The organism is Candidatus Erwinia haradaeae (genome assembly GCF_900698855.1).
Classification (GTDB): domain Bacteria; phylum Pseudomonadota; class Gammaproteobacteria; order Enterobacterales; family Enterobacteriaceae; genus Erwinia_E; species Erwinia_E haradaeae_F.
Map to the genome: position 1 here is coordinate 383,922 of NZ_LR217698.1, position 24,344 is coordinate 408,265.

Below are 24,344 nucleotides of genomic sequence, written 5' to 3' on the forward strand. Positions count from 1 at the left end.
ATTTAAATATTTATCTTATACTATCATTAATAGATAAAAGATAAATATAGTAGAATTTTATTTATTAAAAATTTTTTGTAAGATTGTATTATTTCTAATACAATAAGTATTGTTATTTTCATTTTTTCTTCTGGTTTTTTTATTTGTTTTTTAATTCAGAAAAATGATAATTTTATTTTTTAATGAATACTGAGGGTCCATTAAGATATTCTATAGATAAAAACTTTATTACTGTACAAATCAATTGATATAAATAATATGGATTGTTGCACAAGAATATTAATCAAATCAATAGGTTGTATAACGGAATAATGATTAGTTTTATACACAAAATAACATGTTAGTATATAATTTGAAGATTAAATAATATTAAAAATTGTGTAAAAAGATAATATATAACATATTGTAATGTATTAATGTCAGATTGATCTATTACATATTAATAGATGTATGAGCAAGAAAAGAGAGATTAGTTCACTGAATTCTTAATAAGTCTTAAGTAGTTTATTAAAATAGAATGGTTAAATGTATTAATCACGATGAGTATTTTCATTATTATCTTCAGTCTGAAAATTAAATTGGTACAGCATATCCATTTCTTGGTCAATACTAGCCATTGCTTCTATATAAAATGTCGGCATAAGTTGGTAGCGTACTGTGAATATTGATAATGGATCAAACACTCCAATACCATATTTTATCTGTAAATTAGGGAGCACATTAGCACTTACTTCTATTTTTTGTTGACTACCTACTCCGATGGTATCTAGTGCAAGATTACTAAGTCTTAAGCTTCGACCAATCTGATCTATAATTTTTTCGCTTTGAGCTAGCCCTAGGTCTACTAATATTGAGGTTAGCGAATAATTCCTATGATTTATAGCGCTTAATTTTTGTCCATGTAACAAATAAGATAAAGTTTCTTCCTGTGTATGTTTCGGTTCAGAAAATACCTCTATTTTAGGATCATTAGCTAGGCCTGTTACTCGTACTCCAGCTATTATGTTATCTTTAGTTTTTTTTGGATTACGAATTGCTTCAATATATAGATATGGTTGATCTAGGAATTTAGAAAATTTTAGCTCTCCCTTTCGTATGTTCAGATCTTGAGTGTATGCATAGAAACGACCAGATGGAATATTAATTTGACCAGTGAGATTTGTGTTATGTTTATCTTTTAGTATTTTTAAATCACCGTTTATTGCAGCTTGCAAACCATAGGTGGAAAGAGTTACATTCTTTCCAAAATGAATATTGATATTACTAGTTATAGGCATACTAATTGATTGGGATGTTAATGGTTGAAAGTTTTTATCTAAAAGTATTTCATCAGGAGAGGCATTAATGCTGTCTTTTGGTTTATCTTGAATAAGAAAATGTGCCTTCGGTATATTGATATGACCCGTTAAAATTATTAGATTTCGCGTTCTTTCGAGAACGAGCTCTGGGGATATATCCATATATAGTATTGATGGCATTGTTACACGGATGTTTTTCCCTTTTATTTTAATATTTATATACCAATTATTTAGATTATTCCAAGTAGAATATCCATGCATAATCAGATCGCCTTTTTTGGTTTGAATTATTCCTTTGATTGCAGATTTGTTACCATTAAAGAGCACTTCCATGTTAGATGTTTGTATTTGAATAGGCATGTCTTGACTATCTAGGATCATATTTTTTATTTTTAGATCCCCGAATATTTCTGGAGAATCTAAGTTACCTCTTAAATGGAGGTGCATATTTAAAATTCCAGATATTTGTTCATCGATATTCAATATTGGGTTTAATATTTTTATTGATATTTGATCGGTATCGAGTGTACCAGATAGTTTACGGTCTTTGTCCAGATTAGAGATCTGGATATTTCCCTTTATTTGTTCATTATTAGCAAATTGAATTAACCATTGGATATGCATATAGTTATTTTTTAATTGAGTATTAAGAGTTACTGTATCTAGTATTATGGGTGAATTTTCTATATGCGTTTTATAGTCAATTTGAATTTTTTTCCCTTGTAAAAAAACCTTTCCCTCTGGAAACCCTGTATTTATATTCCAACTCAAAGATGCAGAACCATTTAGTTCTCCTCTTAGTTCTCTTTTTCTATCTATAAACACATTAAGTATTGATAAATTAAAATGATTAATATCAGTATTTATGGAAACAGATTGTCCAATGTTAGTGATTTTTGGTATAGATAGATTAGATTTTAAGTTATTCCAGAAGTAAGGTTGGAACATGAATGTATTTGTTTGATAAAAATAATTAACAGTAATAGATTGTGTTAAATTCCACACTCCCGTTGGAGTGGAAAAGAAACTGTTTTTTACTACTCCCTTCCAGGTTTTCTCTAATAAGTTCATAGTTCCATGAACGAAAAACTTCCAAGAAATTAGTTGGCTTTGTAGGTTACAAGTAAGATCATGTTCTGTAGAAGTTCCTGTAGCTTTTAATTGAAATAAGCGAATTATAGTATTATTATTTTTTATATTCTCTATAAGAAGGTTTATACGCCCTTGAATTGTATCACTTATGGTGAGCATGCTATCGAGATTCAGATGACCAATATATATGTTTTTCCACTGCAGAGCTCTAATAGTCATTTTTGTAAATAACTGTGCTTTGTGTAGAGCTCCTCTAACATAAAAAGATCCACATATATTACCACTTAGTTCAGGAAAGACATCATGTAGATGCTTGCCGTCAATATTTATATCAAGATGTAATTGTTCAGAAAGAACCCCATGAAGGTTAATAATGTTTTTACCAATAAGAAGTTGAATATGTTGAATATTCAAGAAGCTAGGTCTGTCGATTAATATAGAACCATTTAGTGTTAATGGCTGATCTAGTATTTGGCCTTTAAGATTTAGGTCTAGATCTATTGTTTTAATTTTCCAGCTATTCTTATAGAAATAGCCATTAGTGGTGAATGTACCCATTATTTTTGTTTTTAATGTAGGATATTGATGTTCTGTATTAACTTCAGATAAGGTTAATTGACTATGCCAATTAATAACTTTATTCCAATTAACCCATCCTGCTAAATTTATGGTTCCTGATAGGGAATTTAAATTTAATTGATCTAAGAAAAATTGTTTACCATGTCCTTTTCCTTGTAAGATTAGCGAAGTTGGTGGAATATTGGTCCCTAATAAGTTAGTTTGTAGTGCAATGGTATAATCAATAGCTTTACCTTTAAAGATCAAGTTGACGTTGTTAGCTTGAAATTGTTTAGAATCACGCATGGGCCAACATATCTTAGGGCTTACCAATGTCATATAAAAAGGTATGCCAGTAATAGCAAGTTGAGCATGTAAATGAAGAATTGCTTGGATTGGTCCAGATAAATTAAGTATTAGTTTGATTGAGCGATATAGATTTCCGTTTATAATTATTTGGATCTTCTCGTTTTTTAGAGAAGGTGTAGTTAAATTACCATTGAATGTGAATTTTAGTGGCCAGGTATCAATGAGATTTATCTGGCCTTCAGAGTTAAATATACCGTAAGGAGAATCAATTCTTAATTGTTTTAGATAGAGATATTGAGAGTTAGTATGAAATTGTGTCAGAAGATGATTTATAGATATATTATATTTTCCAATAATTTCTATTTTCTTAAAAATCAGTTGTACTATGTCAATGGTAAAAGGTAATGTTAACTTCGACACAGATGGTAGAATAGGTTTATTCAATATTGATTTCAATATATCATCAAATAATAGAAAAATAATTTTAAGATCTTTAATGTGCTGTCGTTCTTTCTCGTTGTTAAGTATTTGCTTTTTTATTATTGGTAGAACGATTTTTAATCCATTGATATAGGTTGGTCTAAGTGTAAATTTATTCTCGATCCAGCTCGCGCCTCCAGTAAAATTTGTTATTATAATCTCAGTATTATTAATAATTAAATTAATCTTATAAAGATTAAGTTGATTAAAGAGTAATGACTTGATGTATTTAATTTTAGTTGTGTTATTACTTTGTTCTAGATAAGGCTTTAGTCTAAATAATTGAGGTGTTTGAGTTGTTACTATTTTTGCATGTTTTATTGTTAGATTTTTTAAATATAAAGTTCTTTTCAAGAGAGAGGTAAGGCATAGTTCTACATGAAATTCGTCTATATTAATATCTATGGTTTGTGTTATATAGTGAATACTTTTTAGTGTTAGGTCACTTAAACTGCCTTGGACTGTCTGGATCTTAAGAGACGGAAGGTAGCATTCTATCGTAAAGAAGACTAATTTAGCTCCACTTGTCGTTTTTATTAAAAAAATCATAAAAAAAAATAAAATCAGGATGACAATCAGTATATAAATAAATCCTCGTTTCCATATTTTCATAGTTCCGGTCCTAAACCAACATAGGATTGTATCCTATGATGGTTTCTATCATTAACTGGGCGTGCAATATCAAGTTTAATCGGACCTAGAGGAGAATTCCAATGTATACCGAAACCAATACTTATTTTAATATTTTTCTCTTTAAACTCCTGCACGACTTCACCCATGTCTATAAAAACTGCGCCCCACCATTTCCCATTAATATTATATTGATGTTCCAGTGAACCTATTATAATCTTTGAAGCACCAAGGATTTTTCCATTATGATCGCGCGGGGATAGTTCCTTGTATTTATAACCACGGATACTGTGATTTCCTCCGGCAAAGAAGCGCATATCTGGTGGAATTTTTTCAAAATGATGAGTCTTCATCCAACCAAAATTTGTGTGTATAATCAATCGATTTCTTTTTTTAATAGTTTTAATCCATGAATTTTGTATTTTAAATACTAAAAAATCTATATCAGATCCCCAGGATATATCGGAAAAATCAATTGAATAATGTTGTGAATAACCATGTGTGGGCATCAGCCCTCCGTATGAGCGAGTTCGGTCAACGCTAATGCTTGGATAAATTAACATAGCTGTATTTGTGATGCCATCTTCAGTAAATCGTTCTAATCTCCAGCGTAAATTGATTGATTTTTTCCAGCCGTTAGTACCATTCCAGTATCGTGATGTTGTTATAACAGAGGAATCTGTCTTAATATCATTCCAATGAATGCGTTTTAGACTACCTTGTAATAAGTAATATTTTTCTAGTGGGTTTTCTAGGATTGGTATTTTATAGGTAAATTTTAGCTCACATTCAGGCGAAGAGATGTTGGCAATGGTTTTAAAACTATGTCCTCGATTATTAATGATATTTTTATTCCACATGGTTCGTATATGCATTCCAATCTTTTTTGAGGAGCCAATCCCAGTAGTAAATGTGTTCTCGGTGCGTTCTGTAAGAACACCATGTAATCGTAAAAATGCGCCTCGGTTTGGTTCATCAAGTGTTGGTATAAGTATTACAGAATGAAACCAGCCAGTGTCTGATAATCGACGACTTAGGTCTTCCATATGGTGTGAGGTATAGTAGGTACCCTCTTTAAATGGTACTAAATTTTGTAAATATTGTTTAAGGAGTTGTGACCCAGTAAAAGTAATTTTAGAAAAATGATAACGTTTTCCACTATTGTACCCAATATCCCAGAATGCTTGATGTTTTTGCACTGATACTTTTAGTTGGTTCCTGTAGTAATTAGCATTAAAATATCCTTTTTCTAAAGCTAAGTTATTTAAAGATTTTTTAAATTTTTCATATTCTCTATGATTTAGTGTACTACCTAATTTTGGTAGTCTATCAGCGATAAGATTAAGATAATCACGGTCTTCTTGTGCATCACCTTGTAGCTTTACTCTAAGGCCAGAAACGATCACTGGTTCTCCTAGTGCGACTTGAATTATAAGTACAGGCTCTTTTATTTTTTGTTTAGTTGGATTAAGATAAATTTGAATTTTCGGTTCATAATACCCAAATACTTTTGTGGCTTCTTTAACTATTTTTTCGACACGATCATAAAATCGATTACTTATAGTTACTTCTTGGATTCTAATTATCGATAAATGTTCTTCAACATTTTTTTTTAGAGCTCCAGATAATCCTAGTACATGAATATTGATTGATTTTGCGTGAATAGATGCAGAATAGATGTTAATTAGTAGGAAAGATAGATAATAGACATAGGTTTTTAGCACACTTTCTCCTCATTCTGTCTTTGTTTAATGCTAAAGAGATTCATTTATGTCAAAATATAGCTAAGTAATCATGATGTACTTATGTGGTGATATGGTCTAATTTTCTTCAGTTTTTGGAGTAGATGGAATATCTAAGATTTGTTATTAGAGGTAATATCATGAGAAGTGTTATCTAGTATATATTAAGCAGTACACTACATAAAATAGTTTTTATTTAATGATCTTTAATTGAGACTTTATAGATTTATTTTAAGATAATTAAATGATATTATATAATATCTTAGATTAAATATGATACGATAAAAAATCGTTCCGTACTAACGACATCAGTTTTTGGCGTTAAATTTATTTTAATAATTTATTAAATGATTTTATCCAAAGTTGTCTTATTTCTCTTTGAGAAATAGGTGATAACTTGGGAATAGATATAATTATAATTTAGAACCGATGTTCTAGTTATTTGTTCTCAAAAAAATAAATTATCTTTTTTTTAATTGATTGAATGTTTTTATAAAAATTGATTTAATATAAGATATTTATGTTATTATTTTAATAAAAAGTTTATTGAAGTGATTTTATGTACAGTGGTTTTTACAGAAAAAATTAAGTCTTCATTTATTTAGTAGTTAATTAGCAATGTCTTCTTTTTTTGGTCTTTTAAAATGAAGATGTGATTGCGTGATTGTGATTAATATTAGAATGATAAGAAAATCAATAAGATAAATATTTATTTTGTAATAGTTAAAATTAACGTGTTTTTAGCGATAGTATTATAAGGAATTTTTTCATATTTTATAATTATAATAACGTGGTAAGTCAAGTATTACTGATAAAATGCAAGATTATAACCTGATGATAAAATAAAGAGGAATTTTATATTTATTATTGTGCATAATTTTTATATTAATGATTATTAATCATATATTTTTCTGGAAATAAATATATACTTTTATAATTTGTTTTATATAGTTTTATGTAGATAAAGATTGATAACATATGTATATGCTCGCCTTAAATTACGAGATACATATTTTTTATAAGGATAAAATGCATTCAGTAGACGTATATTGGTTTTCAAAAGATGAGCAACAATGATTTAATCAGATTTAATAATAACTCACATTAGTATTATTAGAATAATAATATAAGTTATTTATAAGATGAATAATTTGCGGTTGATTCATAGATTAATTTTTTAAATATGTTTAGATATTTTAGGTTATAAGTGGGAACTATTGGAGATTTAATAGAATTAGATTCTGCATCTATAAGATTTTAGTTACAATATACATTGATTCTGTAAACAGAATCTAATTATATAATTGTATATAGTAATCTTTTCATACATTAAACTGAGCATTTTATTGTATTTAATAAAGGGGAGATCAGATAGATATTTATTATTATTGCAAACTTACTTGAGGTAAGTACGGAGCGTTATATGGACATAAGGTGTTGTTATATCACTTTGTATATGATTGGAAATCGTATAGATTTTATATGTATGAGTTAATCAAGTTTTAGAGAAAATATTAATTATTGCTATTAGGGTCCACTAGTATAGTGTAACTTAATTAGAGATTTTATTCGAATACATATTGTGCATATCTCTTTTTCTATTTCTATATGAAATAGTATATTAATTAGTTTGATTCATATTTTGACTGATAAGAATAACGGTGTGGATATGAGAAATTATTATATATATTAGTGGCTACATATTATTTAGAAATGCAATAAGTTATCAACATATTATATGTCGAGATAAAAACTATCTCATAATAGATTTTGTAATTAGGATTATTTTTGTCAAAGGCATGTTGCTACAAGCATAATAAACTATAAGGGTATATATTACTTTAATACGATTAGATTAAAGTATAACTAGCAGTCTTTTGTTTTTTTTATCAGGATAAAACTGACTTAATAGCAAAATCTTTTTTCAGAAAACAAGCTATTGCTAATTACCTTTCATATCCTTTTAATTTTTAAGGTTAAGTGAATAGACAGAAGCAGTGGAATCAATTGAAAAGCAACTTTCTTCGTGACTATACTTCCGAGCGCAAATTGTTTGTACGCCGAGAGTTAATTTCTTTTTTAGGTATTTTACTTCTCTCATCTGTATTAGTTAGCAATCTTTATCTACTTCAAATCATCCGTTATCGAGATTATAGTACTCGATCTAATGCCAATCGTATCAAATTAGTGCCAGTAGCTCCACGAAGAGGTATGATTTGTGATCGTAATGGTGTTTTACTTGCTTTTAATCGAACAATTTATCAACTGGAAATAGTTCCAGAGAAAGTTGATAACTTGTCATTAACTTTATCTCAATTACAACCAATTTTTGATTTGACTCATGAAGAGCTTAATCTTTTTTATAAAGAAAAAAAACGTTTACGGCATTTTTCTTCAATTGTACTTAAAACCAATCTAACTGAAGTTCAAATCGCTCGATTTTCAGTGAATCAGTATCGGTTTAATGGTGTAGTTATAGTAGGTTGTCAGCAGAGATTTTATCCTTATGGTGCTATTTTGACCCATGTTCTTGGGTATGTATCAAGAATTAATCATCTTGATATTAAGCGTCTTGAAAAAAAAGGTATATGGTCCAATTATGCAGCAACTCACAGCATTGGTAAATTAGGTATTGAACGTTACTATGAAGATATTTTACATGGTCAGTCGGGGTATGAAGAGGTTGAAGTAAATAATCGTGGACGAGTGATTCGTCAATTATATGAAAAAGCGCCACAATCTGGTTATGACATTTACTTAACTATTGACTTAAAATTACAACAATATATTGCAACGCTTCTAGCAGGTAGCCGCGCAGCTGTAGTGGTTACTGATCCTAGTACTGGAGAGGTTCTTGCTATGGTATCGACTCCTAGCTATAATCCAAATCTTTTTGTACAAGGCATTTCTAGCCAGAAGTATAGCCTTTTACTTCATGATGAAAATCGTCCTTTAATTAATCGTGCAATTCAAGGGACGTATCCACCAGCTTCAACAGTCAAACCTTATATTGCGATTTCTGCCTTGAGTTCTGGTATCATTTCACGTCAGACTACTTTATTTGATCCTGGATGGTGGAAATTGCCGGGAACAAACAAACGATTTCGTGACTGGAAACATTCAGGTCATGGACATCTTGATATTATCAAATCTATAGCAGAGTCTGCTGATACTTTTTTTTATCAAATTGCATATGACATGGGAATTAATCGTCTTAGTCAATGGATGAAAAAGTTTGGTTATGGTTCTCTTACTGGGATCGATTTACAAGAAGAGTCTCCTGGTATTATGCCTACTCGTGAATGGAAAACTACACGTTTTAAGATTCCTTGGTATCCTGGAGATACTATTCCGATTGGAATAGGGCAGGGGTATTGGTCTGCTACACCTATTCAAATGAATAAGGCTTTAATGATTCTGATTAATGATGGAATGGTGAAAACACCCCATCTATTGATGGAGGTGATACGGGGAGAAAAGACATCTTTATGGCAAGATTTACCAAGTAATGGCATGGTTTACGTAAATAGTGAATATTGGAAAATAGTAAAAGAAGGTATGTATAATGTCGCTAATCAGATTAATGGTACTGCTCGTAAGTATTTTTCAGATGCACCGTATAAAATTGCTGCTAAATCTGGTACAGCACAGGTATTTGGTCTTAAAGAAACGGAAATTTATAACGCCACTGGATTAACTGAACGTCTTCGCGATCATAAAGTTATGACTGCTTATGCTCCATATATGAAACCACGTATAGCAATTTCTGTAATTTTAGAGAACGGGGGGAGCGGATCGGAAATTGGTAAAATTACACGTCAAATTTTCGATTATATTATTCTTGGTCATCATCAAGTGAAGTCTCCTACCGTAAGTGTGGGTCGATTAGACAATGAGGATCAGTGATTCATGATAACAAACAAGCAATCATGGAAAAAAGCTTGGAATCGTATTCATCTTGATCCAATTTTATTTTTTATCATCGTTTTGCTTTTAGCATTTAGTATATTGGTTATGTGGAGCGCTAGCGGTCAGAATTTAGGTGTGATGGAAAGAAAGATTATTCAAATTACAATCGGTCTATGTGTCATGGTAATAATGGCTCAAATTTCACCGCGTGTTTATGAAAGTTGGGCTCCTATTCTATATACAATCTCTATTATATTATTAATTTCAGTAACAATATTTGGTCAAAGCAGTCAGGGAGCACAGCGTTGGTTAGATCTAGGGATGATACGATTTCAGCCATCTGAAATAGCTAAAATCACTGTACCTCTAATGACGGCACGCTTTATTAATCGTGATATTTGTCCCCCTAGGGTGATTAATATTATTATTACATTAATAGTTATTTTAATTCCATCACTGTTAGTTTTTGCTCAGCCTGATTTAGGTACTTCAATCCTTATTACTGGATCGGGTTTATTAGTATTATTTTTATCAGGAATGAGCTGGACTGTAATAATGATATCAGTATTAAGTGTTGTAGCATTTGTTCCAATTTTATGGTTTTGTCTAATGCATGAATATCAGAGAAATCGAGTTATTATGTTGTTGTGTCCTGAAAGCGACCCTTTAGGAGCTGGTTATCATATTATTCAATCAAAGATTGCTATTGGATCTGGTGGGTTACCAGGGAAAGGATGGTTGCATGGCACTCAGTCTCAATTAGAATTTTTACCTGAACGTCATACTGATTTTATTTTTTCTGTATTAGCGGAAGAATTGGGATTGGTAGGAGTTTTATTTTTACTGTTACTATATGTCTTGCTGATTTTACGTGGATTAGTGATAGCAGCTCATGCTCAGACAACATTTGGTCGAGTTATGGTTGGTGGTAATGTATTAATTTTTTTTGTTTATGTATTTATTAATATAGGGATGGTAAGTGGTCTTTTACCAGTTGTAGGGGTTCCGCTACCTATGGTAAGTTACGGTGGGTCTTCGCTCATTGCTTTAATGGCTGGATTTGGTATTATTATGTCAATTCATACACATAGAAAAATGTTATCCAAAAATTTATAAGTATTATAATTGTAGATTGGTATGTATAATTCAATTAGAGAAGTACATGATATTTTAAGAGAATATAAGGATAATGAGTATGTGTGAAGAATATTACTAGATGATAAATAATGTCTCTAAGAGGCGCTGAATATTGTAGAAGATACATAGTTTTAATGTTAGTTTATACATGTAAATAACTTTCTTGAATATAGAAAGATCAAGTAATGAGTTAATGAGCAAAGAGGTTGAGTACATTAAACACGTGTGATGATATTTATTTTTTTAGAATTTATCTTTAGAAGATAATTGCGAGTTTTATTTAATTCTAATTATTATATTTTTAGTTTTTTTATATTGGTTTCTTTTAAAGAAGAAACCATGTGATAAAAACATGATTTCAGCATCAGTTTTAGTTTTATACGATTTACATATATCTAAAATTACGAGATATATTACTTGTATTCTTAAATTTTCAATTAAATGCATGTTTTGGTTAATTAGAAATGTTCTTAATAAATGTTTACAAGTGATAGAAGATTTATCAGAGTAGTTATTATTAGATAAAATATTTTATTGAATTCAAGAGAATTTATTTTTTTGAACTATAGTGATATTTAGTGCATAATGTCAAAAACGTGATAAGAAAAGATAACAATAGGAAGAGGCTGGCATCTTCTTAGTGACAACTAAGGGATATAATGTATTTATTATAGTTTCATATTTTTTAATCAATTTTATTGTGATGTTTTATAATTAATTCAAATTGATATAGGGGTGATTGACTGTCTTTAAAAGTTCTTTTTTTGAAAAGATGGTCTATCAAATGTTTTAACATTTACTTTGTTATTCTAATAATGGCGTCAAATATTGTTTTAATATTGATGATTTAATTTATTTTTATCTACTATCTAGAATTAATGTTTTATTAAGATATAATAACATCTCATGTATGATGTAGTGGTTCAGAGCACGTGATTTCATATTGTATTGTCAAGTAATAGCTATATAATCATATGTAGCGTTGTCTTTCTACTTAAATAGAATTGATATTTTCAGGTTTTATATAGATAAGGCACCGCTTGATTCATTAATAATTTTAATATAGATTATCAAATTAATCTGGTTTTTTTATTTTGTAGATAGATATTATTGTATATATTCAATATATTAGATTTGTATCATGTATAAAATAATACCATAGTTTAGTGTTTAGATGATTCAGTGATCCAATTATTTCAATACTTTTCGTATATTATACATGAGATTATTTTTTATTCAAAATTGTAAACTCTAGTAGTTGATTTTTAATGAATGTAATGATTTATATAGTTTTAAAATTAACATGATGGTTTTTATATTTTTTAGTGTTTTTTATATGTACACTAGATTTACATATAGCATCAAGTTATATATTGTATTATTTAGAAATAATGTTTTCACAGAAAATACATATTTATAGATGATATAATACATGACACACTATGCAATTTTGTCTATTGATCATTATTTCTTTATTAGAACAGTTATGTATAAGGTAATTTATGAGTTTAAAATGTGGCATTGTTGGTATGCCAAATGTTGGTAAATCTACTTTATTTAATGCGTTAACTAAAGCGAGTGTTGAGGCCAATAATTTTCCTTTTTGTACGATTGAACCTAATAGTAGGGTGGTTCCTTTACCTGATTCACGATTAAATCAATTATCTGAAATTGTACAACCCAGACGCATTTTACCTGCTATTATGAATTTCGTAGATATTGCCGGTTTAGTTCAAGGCGCATCGAAAGGAGAAGGGCTTGGTAATCAATTTTTAAGTTATATTCGAGATACTGCAGCTATTATACATGTTGTACGCTGTTTTGAAGATGAAAATATTCTTCATATAAATAATAAGATTGATCCTGCTGATGACATTGAAACAATTCAGACAGAATTAGTCCTATCTGATTTGGATACGTGTCAACGCGCCCTTCAAAAGGTACAGAAAAAATCTAATAGAATTTCACATACTGAAAAAGAAAAAGTTGTCCTTGAAAAATGTTTATCCCATTTATCTCATATTGGCATGTTACGTTCTTTAGATATGAGTATTGAAGATAAGTCTATTGTTCATTCTTTAAATTTTTTAACTTTAAAACCAACTATGTATGTTGCTAACGTTAATGAGGGTGGTTTTAACAATAATGTATATCTAGACACTGTATATAAAATTGCGAAAAGTGAGAAAGCAGTAGTAGTAACTATCTGTGCGGTTGTTGAATCAGATCTTGCTCAGATGGAAAAGATAGAGCGACAGGAATTTATGACCGCTTTAGGCATGAAGACAACAGGATTAAATCGTATTTCGCAGGAAAGTTATGATCTATTAAAATTACAAACGTACTTTACGGCTGGTATAAAAGAAGTTCGGGCTTGGACTATTTCAGCTGGATCCACAGCTTCACAAGCTGCTGGAAAAATTCATAGTGACTTTGAAAGAGGATTTATTCGTGCGCAAGTTATTTCTTTTGATGATTTTATTTCTTGTAAAGGTAATAAAGGCGCCAAAGAATCCGGCAAAATGCGATTAGAAGGAAAAAGTTATATTGTCCAAGATGGAGATATAATAAATTTTTTGTTCAATATATAATATATATTATTAATAGAATGATCATTATTATAAATGTATAAGGACTTAGAGATTTTAAATAGAGAATGTAATAGACTTATTCAATAAATGATTTTTTGTGTTTTTAATGGTCTTAATTATGAATTAATAATGTTTTCTAATTAATAGTTTCTTAGATTTTGATCATAACTTATATTAATTAATATAGAAATAATTGTTTTATTGATGAATTCTTATTATCTTTAATTTATATTTTTTATATGAAAATAGAAAGATGTATTTTGTCATTTTTATAAAATAAAATGAATTATATTGTATACTGATATTATAAAAATTAGAATTAATCTAATAATCGTTTTCTGATAATAGAAATCTTCGTATCGTTAATTACAATAATATAAATAATGAATTGGTAAATCATATTATAGATATATTGATTTTATAGGTCAGTCTATTTTTCTAAATAATAAAGAAAGGAACTGAGTTTTTTGATATAAGATTAGATCTTGTTTAATATATAAATATTGCTTATAAGATTAAGATGCATATATAGAGGAAATAGTATTTAATTCTAATATAGAGAGATTGTAAATTTTTATGCTGTTTCTCTACATTTAGGACGAAAAATCTATTAATTAGAGAGATTAGATTATTACATCTATAATAATGTATTTTATTATTTTTATTTTCATAACTAACAATAAGTTTATGTGAAAAGATTCTTGGGGGATATAAAAATATAAGATGATATCTTTAAAACTAAATGAGATGTTAAGCTTATATATTTCTTATGAGTTGAAATCAAATAGACTATGTGTTACCAATGTTTCATAAATTTTTACTTTGTATTATGTTTGATGATGATTTCTTCTCTTTAGAGAAGAGATATAAAGGTGGTGAGAAGGAAATAAATTAAATGATATTTTGTAAAATAGATTAAAATAAGATAATAGATAAAAAAGTTTTAATATGGTATTGTCAGGCTTATTATGAAGAGGGACCTTATTTAAGGATCTTATAAATATGATTTATGTTGATAATTTTCCAATAAATTAGAAAGAAATTATCATTTATAACAAGATGAAGTATTTTAGTTTTTGTATAAAAATCATTCTAGCAGTTTATAACTATATATTTCTGTTCGTAGAGAATTGTAGTAATTGAAGTAATATTATAGTTATTATTTATAATAAAATAAGCATTTCTTGATTCTTTAATATAAGAATGTATACAAAAATATTTTAAGGTGTTAAATATAAAACAATATTTTATCTAGTAAAGTAGAGTAATAATATATATAGCAAGTGGCAGTTGATTTTCAGTTTACATACGATAGCCTTAGTATTAGATCACTTATTATATTGATATCATCTGAGTCGATATCGAATTTTAAGACATATCCACAATAGATTTCACAAGAATAAAAGAAAATTTCTCAGTTTTATTTCTTAACTTCTATTAAATCTTTTTAAGAAGCAAGAAGAAAATTAGAACTTATGTTTTTGACATGAATATATATTTTTTTTGGATAGTTTCTTTATAATTTTTGTGTTATAGAGAAGAGTTGAACGTTGATGATAAAAACGTAATTGAAAAGTAAATATCATTGTATTGATATTTATATCAGGTCTTTTCTTAATAAGAGAGAAGCCTTATAGAAATCTTTTGGTAATCATTACCTATATTAAAAATGTATTACGGCATTTCATAAAATAATGTAATTAGTAGATTTAGTGTACGATATTTGTTAAATAAGCGTCTTGTCGAAAATTGTAATCCACTTATATTATGTAGGATTTTCTGCATAATATTTAATACAATTCACTTACGGAATGCGATGAGAATCGGAAACATTTTCTAATATCTATCTCATGCTAATAGAGATAGTTGAGAAATCGAATTAAGGATATTAGAGGTACCACAATAAGATAAGTAACTTGTCTAATCATTAATTTATTCATAGAATTGTTTAGAAAAGGATAGTCATATCTCATTTTTTTTCAGAAAGGCTCGGAATATCAACGTTAGTTTCTAAAGAAACATGTTTCTGTTTACTAAAAATTTTAACAGTGATCCTTGATTTATATTAAGTAAGACTTATAACTTAGATATAAACTATAAAAATATTAGAGTATACTTATGTTAAGTAATGGCGATTATAGATATTGGAAAGTATGCCAAAATTTTTTGGTTTTTTCAGATATTGCTTAAGATATCGTTTTTCATCTATTTCTTATGGTTAGTTAGGTATCTCATATTAACTAGAAATGCTACTTTTGGAGTTTTTATTGTTTTGATTTTATGGACATAAAAGTAAGATTAGTTTATCTCAATAAGTTTGAGATTAGTTGCATATTGTTTACTAATTTTAACTATAAGGCAAAACATTCAATTGTATAATGATATATTATCATAGTAATTTTTATTAAATATTTAATATACATAATTATTTAATAATTTCATCACATAAGCTTAAGGTTTAGTTTCTGTTTGTGTAGCGATTTTAAAGAATATTTTTTATGAAAATGATTAAATTATTTTAATTATATTTTGATAGAAAATATCTCTAGATTAGAGTGATGACAAGATTATTTATAGTGTATTATTTAATCTAAAATAGAATAATGGTTTATAAAAGATAAGAATGATAGTAATGTTTTATAGTTTTATAAGTTTATTTTGGTTTTTTTGTATGTAAATATTTTCTATTTTAGATCATGGCAATATATCTACAGAAAAGTAGATTATAAAAGGATTTGTGATTTTTAGAATCTTTCTAATTGTGGTCTAAATTCCATTATATAATTTCTTTAATTTTCCATAACGACAGAAAAGGATGTAAAGTTGAAGATTTTACTAGATTAGTATAAATCTAAGATCCTTAATTATAATAGTAGATTTTATGAAAAATATCAATCCAATAGATACGCCTGCTTGGAAAGATTTACAACAACATTTTAAAAAGATGAAAAATATTAAAATTATTGATCTTTTTAAACATGATTCTAAACGTTTTACCTCTTTTTCTATTAAGTTTGAAGAGGAACTGTTGCTGGATTTTTCAAAAAATATTATTACGGAGGAGACGCTTGAAAAATTACAAATGTTAGTGAAAGAAACTGATGTACGAGGTGCAATTCAGTCCATGTTTTCTAGCAAAAAAATAAACCGTACTGAAAATCGTGCAGTTCTACATATAGCATTACGTAACCGAAAAAATACGCCAATCTTTCTTGATGGTCAAGATATTATGATTGAGGTAAATGATGTACTTGTAAAGATGAAATTATTTTCTGAGGCAATTATTGATGGTAAATGGAAAGGTTTTACTGGAAAATCTATTACTGATGTAGTCAATATTGGCATTGGAGGTTCTGATCTTGGTCCTCGTATGGTAACAGAAGCACTTCGTCCGTATAAAAATCATCTTAGGATGCATTTTGTTTCTAATATTGATGGAACTCATATTGTTGAAACATTAAAAGAACTTAGCCCTCAGACTACTTTGTTTTTGATTGCATCAAAAACATTTACTACACAAGAAACCATGAGCAATGCTTATCATACGCGTGAATGGTTTTTAAGATCAGGTAAAGAAAAGGATATAGAAAAACATTTTGTCGCTTTATCTTCTAACGAAAAGGGAGTAAATCAGTTTGGTATTAATAATCATAATATGTTTAAACTCTGGGATTGGGTAAGCGGTCGTTATTCGGTGTGGTCATCAGTTGGTTTATCTATTATTCTTTCTATTGGATTTGAAAACTTTGAACACTTTTTAAGTGGTGCTCATGCCATGGATTGTCATTTTTTTAATGAACCAGACGAAAAAAGTTTACCAATACTGCTTGCTTTGATTAGTATTTGGTATAATAATTTTTTTGGCTCAGAAACTGAGGCGATTTTCCCATATGATTATTATATGCGTTATTTTTCTAAATATATTCAGCAAGGTAACATGGAATCAAATGGAAAGTCTATTGATCGTACAGGACAAGTGGTTTCTTACCAGACTGGTCCGATTATTTGGGGTGATATAGGAACTAATGGTCAGCATGCATTTTATCAACTAATTCATCAGGGAACCAAGTTAGTACCATGTGATTTTATTGCACCAGTTATTTCACATAATCAACTTAGCAATCATCATGATAAACTGATGTCACATTTTTTAGCGCAAACTGAAGCTTTAGCTTTTGGTCAATCAATTAAAATGACAGAAAGAGATAATGTCCACATTGGACAAGATTTGAAATTTCTTCAGGATATTTCTCCTTATCAACGGTTAGAGGGAAATCGTCCTACTAATTCAATTCTAATACGTTGCATAACCCCCTACAGTCTCGGTCTGTTAATGGCGTTATATGAGCATAAGATTTTTACTCAAGGTATCATTCTTAATATTTTTAGCTTTGATCAGTGGGGGGTTGAATTAGGTAAAAAGTTAGCTAATCGGATTCTTTTAGAGCTTTCTGATATTAATGAGGTTAAGAGTCATGACAGTTCAACTAACGGACTTATTAATACTTATAAGTCTTGGCGCTAACTCTTGAAATACGGTGTTGTGAAAAGTGTTCTATTCTTAATAATTTTCTTCTTACAAAGATTTTTATAGATCTTTATGTGTAGTATTTTCTATTTATAAGAAGCAATAAAATTACTGAATATTTAGATATTATTTCTATTAAGTTTTTTTCGATATATTATGCAATTAAGTTAAGGTGAATGATCACATATTTATGTTAAAAGAATTTAAGGTTGCTTGTGTATTATAATCAACAATAGGTTCTTTTTTATAAAGAGAATTACACAGAAAAATTTTTTATTTTGTTTTACAATATTTTATTTTTTTAGAATAAAATTCTGATAAAGTCATACTTACTGTATGAGGATAGAGCCAGTTAAATAATTGTTCCAAATCGTTATATAGTACTTCAATGTCATATTTAGTTTTAAATGTTGGACTGCCACCTGGCATTAATTCAGAGGAATGTATCATAAATTCGACATAGTCTCTTCCATTTCTCAGCGATGTTTTTACTACATCTATCATCTGTTTTACATTCCCTCCAGAAGGACGGAGCCAGTATGCTGCTGGATTGTGTTCTTTTCCTCGCCAATGATGATATATTATTTTCAGTTGGTTAATTAAATTACTGTATTTGTATTGAATACTCATTGGAACTTCTAATAGAGTAGAGTCTCCGGGTTTTGAAATATTTCTTTCATCGATAAAATACGAATAATCAGGAAACGCCTGATAATCAGTACCACCTCTTCCTTGAGGGTCTCCGATAGTTTGTTTCCAGTTAACTCGCGGAGTAACAGAGCAATCTATTTGATAACCTTGTTCTATGAGAATTTGAGCATATTTTATATTAAATGCCCAACGACCTGCTCGATGGGATCTCATTTTAATTTGTAAAGTATCTTCTAATAAGTTTGTTATATATATAATTTTATCTCGAATAATCTGTTCAGGGTATTCGATAAGGTAAGGTTGATGTTGTTGGTCATTTCCTGTTAGATCGTATAAAGGTGGATTATTACACGCATGTAAATGCATACCTATTTCTCCTGTATTTTGCCTAATAATATTTCTGGAGAAATCAATATATTCAGGATTTATAACCATTTCATAATTAGTAAGCCAAGTGGGTTTGAATTGATATTTTTCACATAGCTCTTGAAATCGAGGTAAAAAAGAGGCATTTTTTGTCATGATTTTGTCATGATTATCCCAAAGATTATCACCTTCTGTATCAACAGTAATAAGTAATGCTGGTAGATTCATTTTTCCTCTGATATTAAGATAAGATGTGCTATGTATCATTTTATGCAGAGCTAAATTATTTAATAATAAGTCTACATATCTTCTTAAATAAAATGTTATTTTATATTATTAGAGTAAGATATAGAATATTTTGATGACTATGAATAGAATCTAATTCTATTATCTTAAGTAACAGTATTTTAAAAAATTATTAATATCATGTCTATAAGATCCATTTTATTTTATTTGTCATTTAGATTACATAAGTAAGGTCTATAGATGCAACGATAGTTAAAATACAAAGAAGTTATTATTGCTCTATATGTGATTAAGATGATTAATAGTACTTCTATAGGTAGAAGTAGGCAGAATAACATTATGATAGTGAGATATCATATTATGATTATTGTAATTTAATTTTTTTAATTAGAGGATAATGTTATTTTTCACATTATTTAAATAATCAGAATGCGTATTCTTTAAAAAAGACCGTTAGATAAGATGAGAATCTTCGTCTTGATTATAAATTAATTACTGTATTAGAAATTGTTTTCTTAGGGTCATGTGTTTATTATTGATAGTTTTTTAAAAAAAATATACTGTATAGTAAGTGGATTCACTTTATTTAAACTAAATCAGTATTTTTTGCTTTTTTCAAAATTTTAATTGATATAACTGGATTCATTAGTCATAAGAAGTATATGAATTTTTAGACTAGTCTTTATTACTGATGATATTATTGATATTACTATTTTTATAGTATTATTTATATAAAATTCCAATTTTAGTGATAAATATGCTATAACCTGTTATCCTTCCAAGGAAGGATAAACATAGTTAACAGTAATGTTAAGTTTCTAATAGAGAAGAAGCACATGTTCTTTTTATATTAAATGTAACTAAATTTAAGAGGTGTTTGTTTATTAATTTTTTGAAGTTTATTGATTCTTAATCAGTTGATCTGATTAAGACAAGCCCAATGTGCTTGTTTTGAAATATAATATTGAATACAGAGTTGGCAACTGACTTAGATATTGATGTAAAAGATCGATTTTTTATATACTTTTTTAGAAAAATATTTTCTAATTGTATATTTAATTTGTCTAATATTAGATTATCATGGATCAATTTATCTTTTTATATATTATTTCTAGGTTATATAAATTTCTCCTGGATATTCTTTTAAATATTTCAAATATTTTACAGTGATTTTATTGGCTTCAAGTTAAACTCAAGATCCGTATTGCTAAGATTCAATAAGAGGGTTAGTTCAGTAAGTTTTATACGATAACGAGTGAGACTTGTTGATTTCATTAACTTTTTCTCTTGTTCTTCTTTAGGAAGGGAATTTATTTTCTCAAAGACGTTTCGGATATGGATATTATAGTTTTTTCTTTAACTCAGATGATCACACCATATTATAAAAGAATTTTAAGAGAATCTTTTAAAGATAGGAGAAGTTATGGTTTTGAGCACCTTGCTAAACAAGTATCATCATCGTATAAATGAAGTTCTTAATCAATACATTATGAAACTTCCCTTTAAGGATATCTCTTTAGTCGCAGCTATAGAGTATGCTTTATTGTCAGGAGGTAAGCGTTTACGTCCTTGCTTGGTATATGCTATTGGGACTATGTTGCATGTAGAGGAAATTGTGCTTGATGTACCAGCAGCAGCTATTGAATGTATACATGCATACTCTTTAATTCATGATGACTTACCTTGTATGGATAACGATAGTTTTCGCCGTGGACATGTAGCTTGCCATATTAAATTTGGAGAGGATATAGCTATATTAGCTGGTGATGCATTACAATCTCTTGCTTTTTCTATATTAAGTGAGTCTCCAATGTTTGGTGTTATGCCGAAAAATCGGATTGCTATGTTGTCTGAGTTAGCTAGCGCTAGCGGTGCAAGAGGAATGTGTGGAGGTCAGGCTCTTGATCTATCGATTATAGATAAAGCACAGTGCACGTTAGAGGAGTTAGAGCGTGTGTATCTATATAAAACTGGAATATTGATTCGTGCAGCGGTTCGTCTTGGTGCCTTAACATCTCGAGACACTAGCTTTGAGCTTATACCGCTTCTTGATAGATTTTCTAATTTTATCGGTTTAGCTTTTCAACTACAGGATGATATTTTAGATTATACCAGTGATAGGGAATGTATTGAAAAAAAATTAGAGTCTGATAAAAATTTTAGTAAGAAAACTTATCCATTTTTAGTTGGTTTGGCTAATACAAAAATTAAGCTTCAGAATTTATGTCAAAATGCGCTTAGTGAATTAGAAATACTTTCTAAAAAATCTTTTAATACGACTCTATTAGAGGGTTTAGTACATTTTATTATTGAGCGCGATATATAACTTTTAAATGAGATAACGATGAGCTTTGAACCTTATAAATATCCCACACTTGCTTTAGCAAGTACGGTAGAAGAATTGCGGTTACGACCAAAAAGTATTCTTCCATTACTTTGTAAGGAGTTAAGGGAGTATTTGCTTGCAAGTGTTAGTTGCTCTAGTGGTCATTTAGCTTCTGGATTGGGGGTGGTGGAGCTAACAGTTGCTTTGCATTACGTTTATAATACCCCATTTGATTCGCTTCTTTGGGATGTTGGTCATCAGGCGTATCCACATAAGATACTAACTGGTCGTCGTGAAAAGATAGGTACAATTCGACAGAAAAACGGATTACATCCCTTTCCGTGGCGTGAAGAAAGTGAATTTGATGTCTTAAGTGTAGGTCATTCGTCAACTTCGATTAGTGCTGGACTTGGTATGGCTGTTGCTGCAGCTAAAGAAAAAATGGGTCGGAAAACCGTTTGTGTTATTGGTGATGGAGCAATAACTGCTGGGATGGCGTTCGAAGCTATGAACCACGCTGGTACGGTCAAGGCAGATCTTGTAGTTGTTCTAAATGATAATGAAATGTCAATTTCTGAAAATGTAGGCGCTTTAAATTCTCGGTTAGCTAGGATTTTATCAGGTGAAACTTATTTCCGTGTCTGTGAAACTAGTAAAAAAGTTTTTAATGGTTTAATCCCGATTAAAGAATTATTTAAGCGAACAAAAGAGCATATTAAAGGCATGCTGGTTCCTGGTACATTGTTTGAAGAGCTTGGTTTTAATTATATTGGCCCTATAGATGGTCATGATATAGATACATTAGTTTTAACTTTACGGAATATTCAGACCTTAAAAGGTCCTCAGTTTTTGCATGTAATAACGAAAAAGGGAAAGGGATATTCCCCAGCAGAAGATGACCCTATTACTTGGCATTCAGTACCTAGATTTGATCCAGATAGAGGTTTGTTTCCTAAAAATACTGGAAGTCTTCTTAGTTATTCTGAAGTTTTTGGTGAATGGTTAAGTGAAACTGCATCTATGGATGATAAAATAATAGCTATTACACCAGCTATGCGAGAAGGGTCTGGAATGGTTAAGTTCTCACGTGAATATCCAGAACAATATTTTGATGTAGCAATTGCTGAGCAGCATGCAGTAACTTTTGCTGCTGGGTTGGCTATTGGCGGTTATAATCCAGTAGTAGCCATTTATTCTACGTTTTTGCAACGTGCATATGATCAAATTATTCATGATGTTGCGATTCAAAAATTATCGGTATTATTTGCAATTGATCGTGGTGGGATCGTAGGGGGGGATGGACCAACTCATCAAGGAGCATTTGATCTTGCTTTTTTACGCTGTATTCCTAATCTTGTTATTATGACACCAAGTGATGAAAATGAATGTCGTCAGATGTTGTATACTGGTTATCACTATCAAGATGGACCTAGTGTAGTGCGTTATCCGCGGGGTTATGGAACAGGAGCGTATTTAGAATCACTATCTTCTCTTCCTTTGGGGAAAGGAGTAGTTAAGCGACGAGGTGAAAAAATAGCGATTTTAAATTTTGGAGCGTTATTATCTCAAGCGATTATAGTTTCTGAAACACTAAATACTACTTTAGTTGATATGCGTTTTGTTAAACCACTAGATGATACGCTTCTTTTAGAGATAGCTGCAGAGCACCAAGTCGTGATTACTCTTGAAGAAGGAGCGATAAAGGGTGGGGCTGGTAGTGGAATTAATGAGTTATTTATGGCTAAAAGAAAAAAAATATTGGTTTTAAATATTGGCCTACCAGATGAATTTATTCCTCAGGGAGATCAAAATCAGATTCGGATTGATTATCAGTTAGATAGCTCTGGTATTCAGAAACAAATTATGGATTGGCTAGGACCAGACTTACATCTTATTTAAGTTTTATATTTATATTTCAATATCTTCATTAATTCATAATTATATTAATCAAAGAATTAATTAGCTTCATTGATTCAGTTAAATAATTTTTGCATTAGGGTTATACATATGGGTGATTCTCTATTTTATTTTTTAAAAAAACTTGTATAAAATAATTGTTATTGAATAAAAAGATTTTTTCAATTATGAAAATTTTTAATTAAAAAGGCAGAGACTATAAAATTATTGACTTAATCCATTAAATTTATGCTTAAAAAGCATAATTTTATTATTTGATTTTAGATCAAGAGTGAATAAGATCATCATAGGATTTTTTGTTAGAAAGATAATAAACATGGTTTTTTAACAATGTATTAAGGTTTTTAAGTTAAGTCGTCTAAGATAAATTTTATGTAATGTTTAATTGTCTCATAAGATAATAGATTGTCTAAACATAAGAAGAAAGGAGAATAGAATGGTATTAATTTTGAGAAGTAAACATAAGAGATATATGTCAGTATCTAATGTTGAGTAGTTGAATAATATAGACAAAATTGTGTTTGTAACCTTATGATGTTTATCTTTTTTAAAAGATGTACGTAT

9 protein-coding genes are annotated in these 24,344 nt (G+C 29.1%); 6 read left to right on the top strand and 3 right to left on the bottom strand.

The window, feature by feature from the left end; all coding sequences use genetic code 11:
• Window positions 1–530 precede the first annotated feature (530 nt).
• A complete protein-coding gene (gene tamB, locus HACICURT3053_RS01110) occupies window positions 531–4,349 on the bottom strand; it encodes an autotransporter assembly complex protein TamB (protein ID WP_157991920.1) in 3,819 nt (1,272 codons plus the stop codon).
• A complete protein-coding gene (tamA, locus tag HACICURT3053_RS01115; RefSeq protein WP_157991921.1) occupies window positions 4,346–6,091 on the bottom strand; it encodes an autotransporter assembly complex protein TamA in 1,746 nt (581 codons plus the stop codon). The genes tamB and tamA overlap by 4 nt, the downstream gene beginning before the upstream one ends.
• Before the next feature lie 1,998 nt (window positions 6,092–8,089).
• Here tamA and mrdA point away from each other — a divergent pair.
• From mrdA to pgi, 4 genes are all read left to right on the top strand, one after another.
• A complete protein-coding gene (gene mrdA, locus HACICURT3053_RS01120) occupies window positions 8,090–10,015 on the top strand; it encodes a peptidoglycan DD-transpeptidase MrdA (protein WP_157991922.1) in 1,926 nt (641 codons plus the stop codon).
• 3 nt (window positions 10,016–10,018) lie between these two features.
• Window positions 10,019–11,134, top strand: coding sequence for a peptidoglycan glycosyltransferase MrdB (mrdB, locus tag HACICURT3053_RS01125; protein WP_157991923.1), 1,116 nt, complete (start codon window positions 10,019–10,021; stop codon window positions 11,132–11,134).
• Between the two features lie 1,523 nt (window positions 11,135–12,657).
• On the top strand, window positions 12,658–13,746 hold the full coding sequence (gene ychF / locus HACICURT3053_RS01130; protein WP_157991924.1) for a redox-regulated ATPase YchF: 1,089 nt from the start codon (window positions 12,658–12,660) through the stop codon (window positions 13,744–13,746).
• 2,881 nt (window positions 13,747–16,627) lie between these two features.
• Entirely contained in the window at window positions 16,628–18,271 is a 1,644-nt protein-coding gene (pgi, locus tag HACICURT3053_RS01135) for a glucose-6-phosphate isomerase (RefSeq protein WP_157991925.1), read from the top strand.
• A 276-nt stretch (window positions 18,272–18,547) separates the two neighbouring features.
• Here the strand turns inward: pgi and HACICURT3053_RS01140 are convergent, their stop codons facing one another.
• The gene (locus HACICURT3053_RS01140; RefSeq protein WP_157991926.1) at window positions 18,548–19,519 is read right to left on the bottom strand and encodes a polysaccharide deacetylase family protein; all 972 of its coding nucleotides are present in this window, start codon (window positions 19,517–19,519) and stop codon (window positions 18,548–18,550) included.
• A gap of 1,441 nt (window positions 19,520–20,960) precedes the next feature.
• Between HACICURT3053_RS01140 and ispA the strand changes: the two genes are divergently transcribed.
• Window positions 20,961–21,863: a (2E,6E)-farnesyl diphosphate synthase gene (gene ispA / locus HACICURT3053_RS01145; protein WP_157991927.1), complete on the top strand. Its 903-nt coding sequence runs from the start codon at window positions 20,961–20,963 to the stop codon at window positions 21,861–21,863.
• A gap of 18 nt (window positions 21,864–21,881) precedes the next feature.
• The gene (gene dxs, locus HACICURT3053_RS01150; RefSeq protein ID WP_157991928.1) at window positions 21,882–23,762 is read left to right on the top strand and encodes a 1-deoxy-D-xylulose-5-phosphate synthase; all 1,881 of its coding nucleotides are present in this window, start codon (window positions 21,882–21,884) and stop codon (window positions 23,760–23,762) included.
• Window positions 23,763–24,344 lie beyond the last annotated feature (582 nt).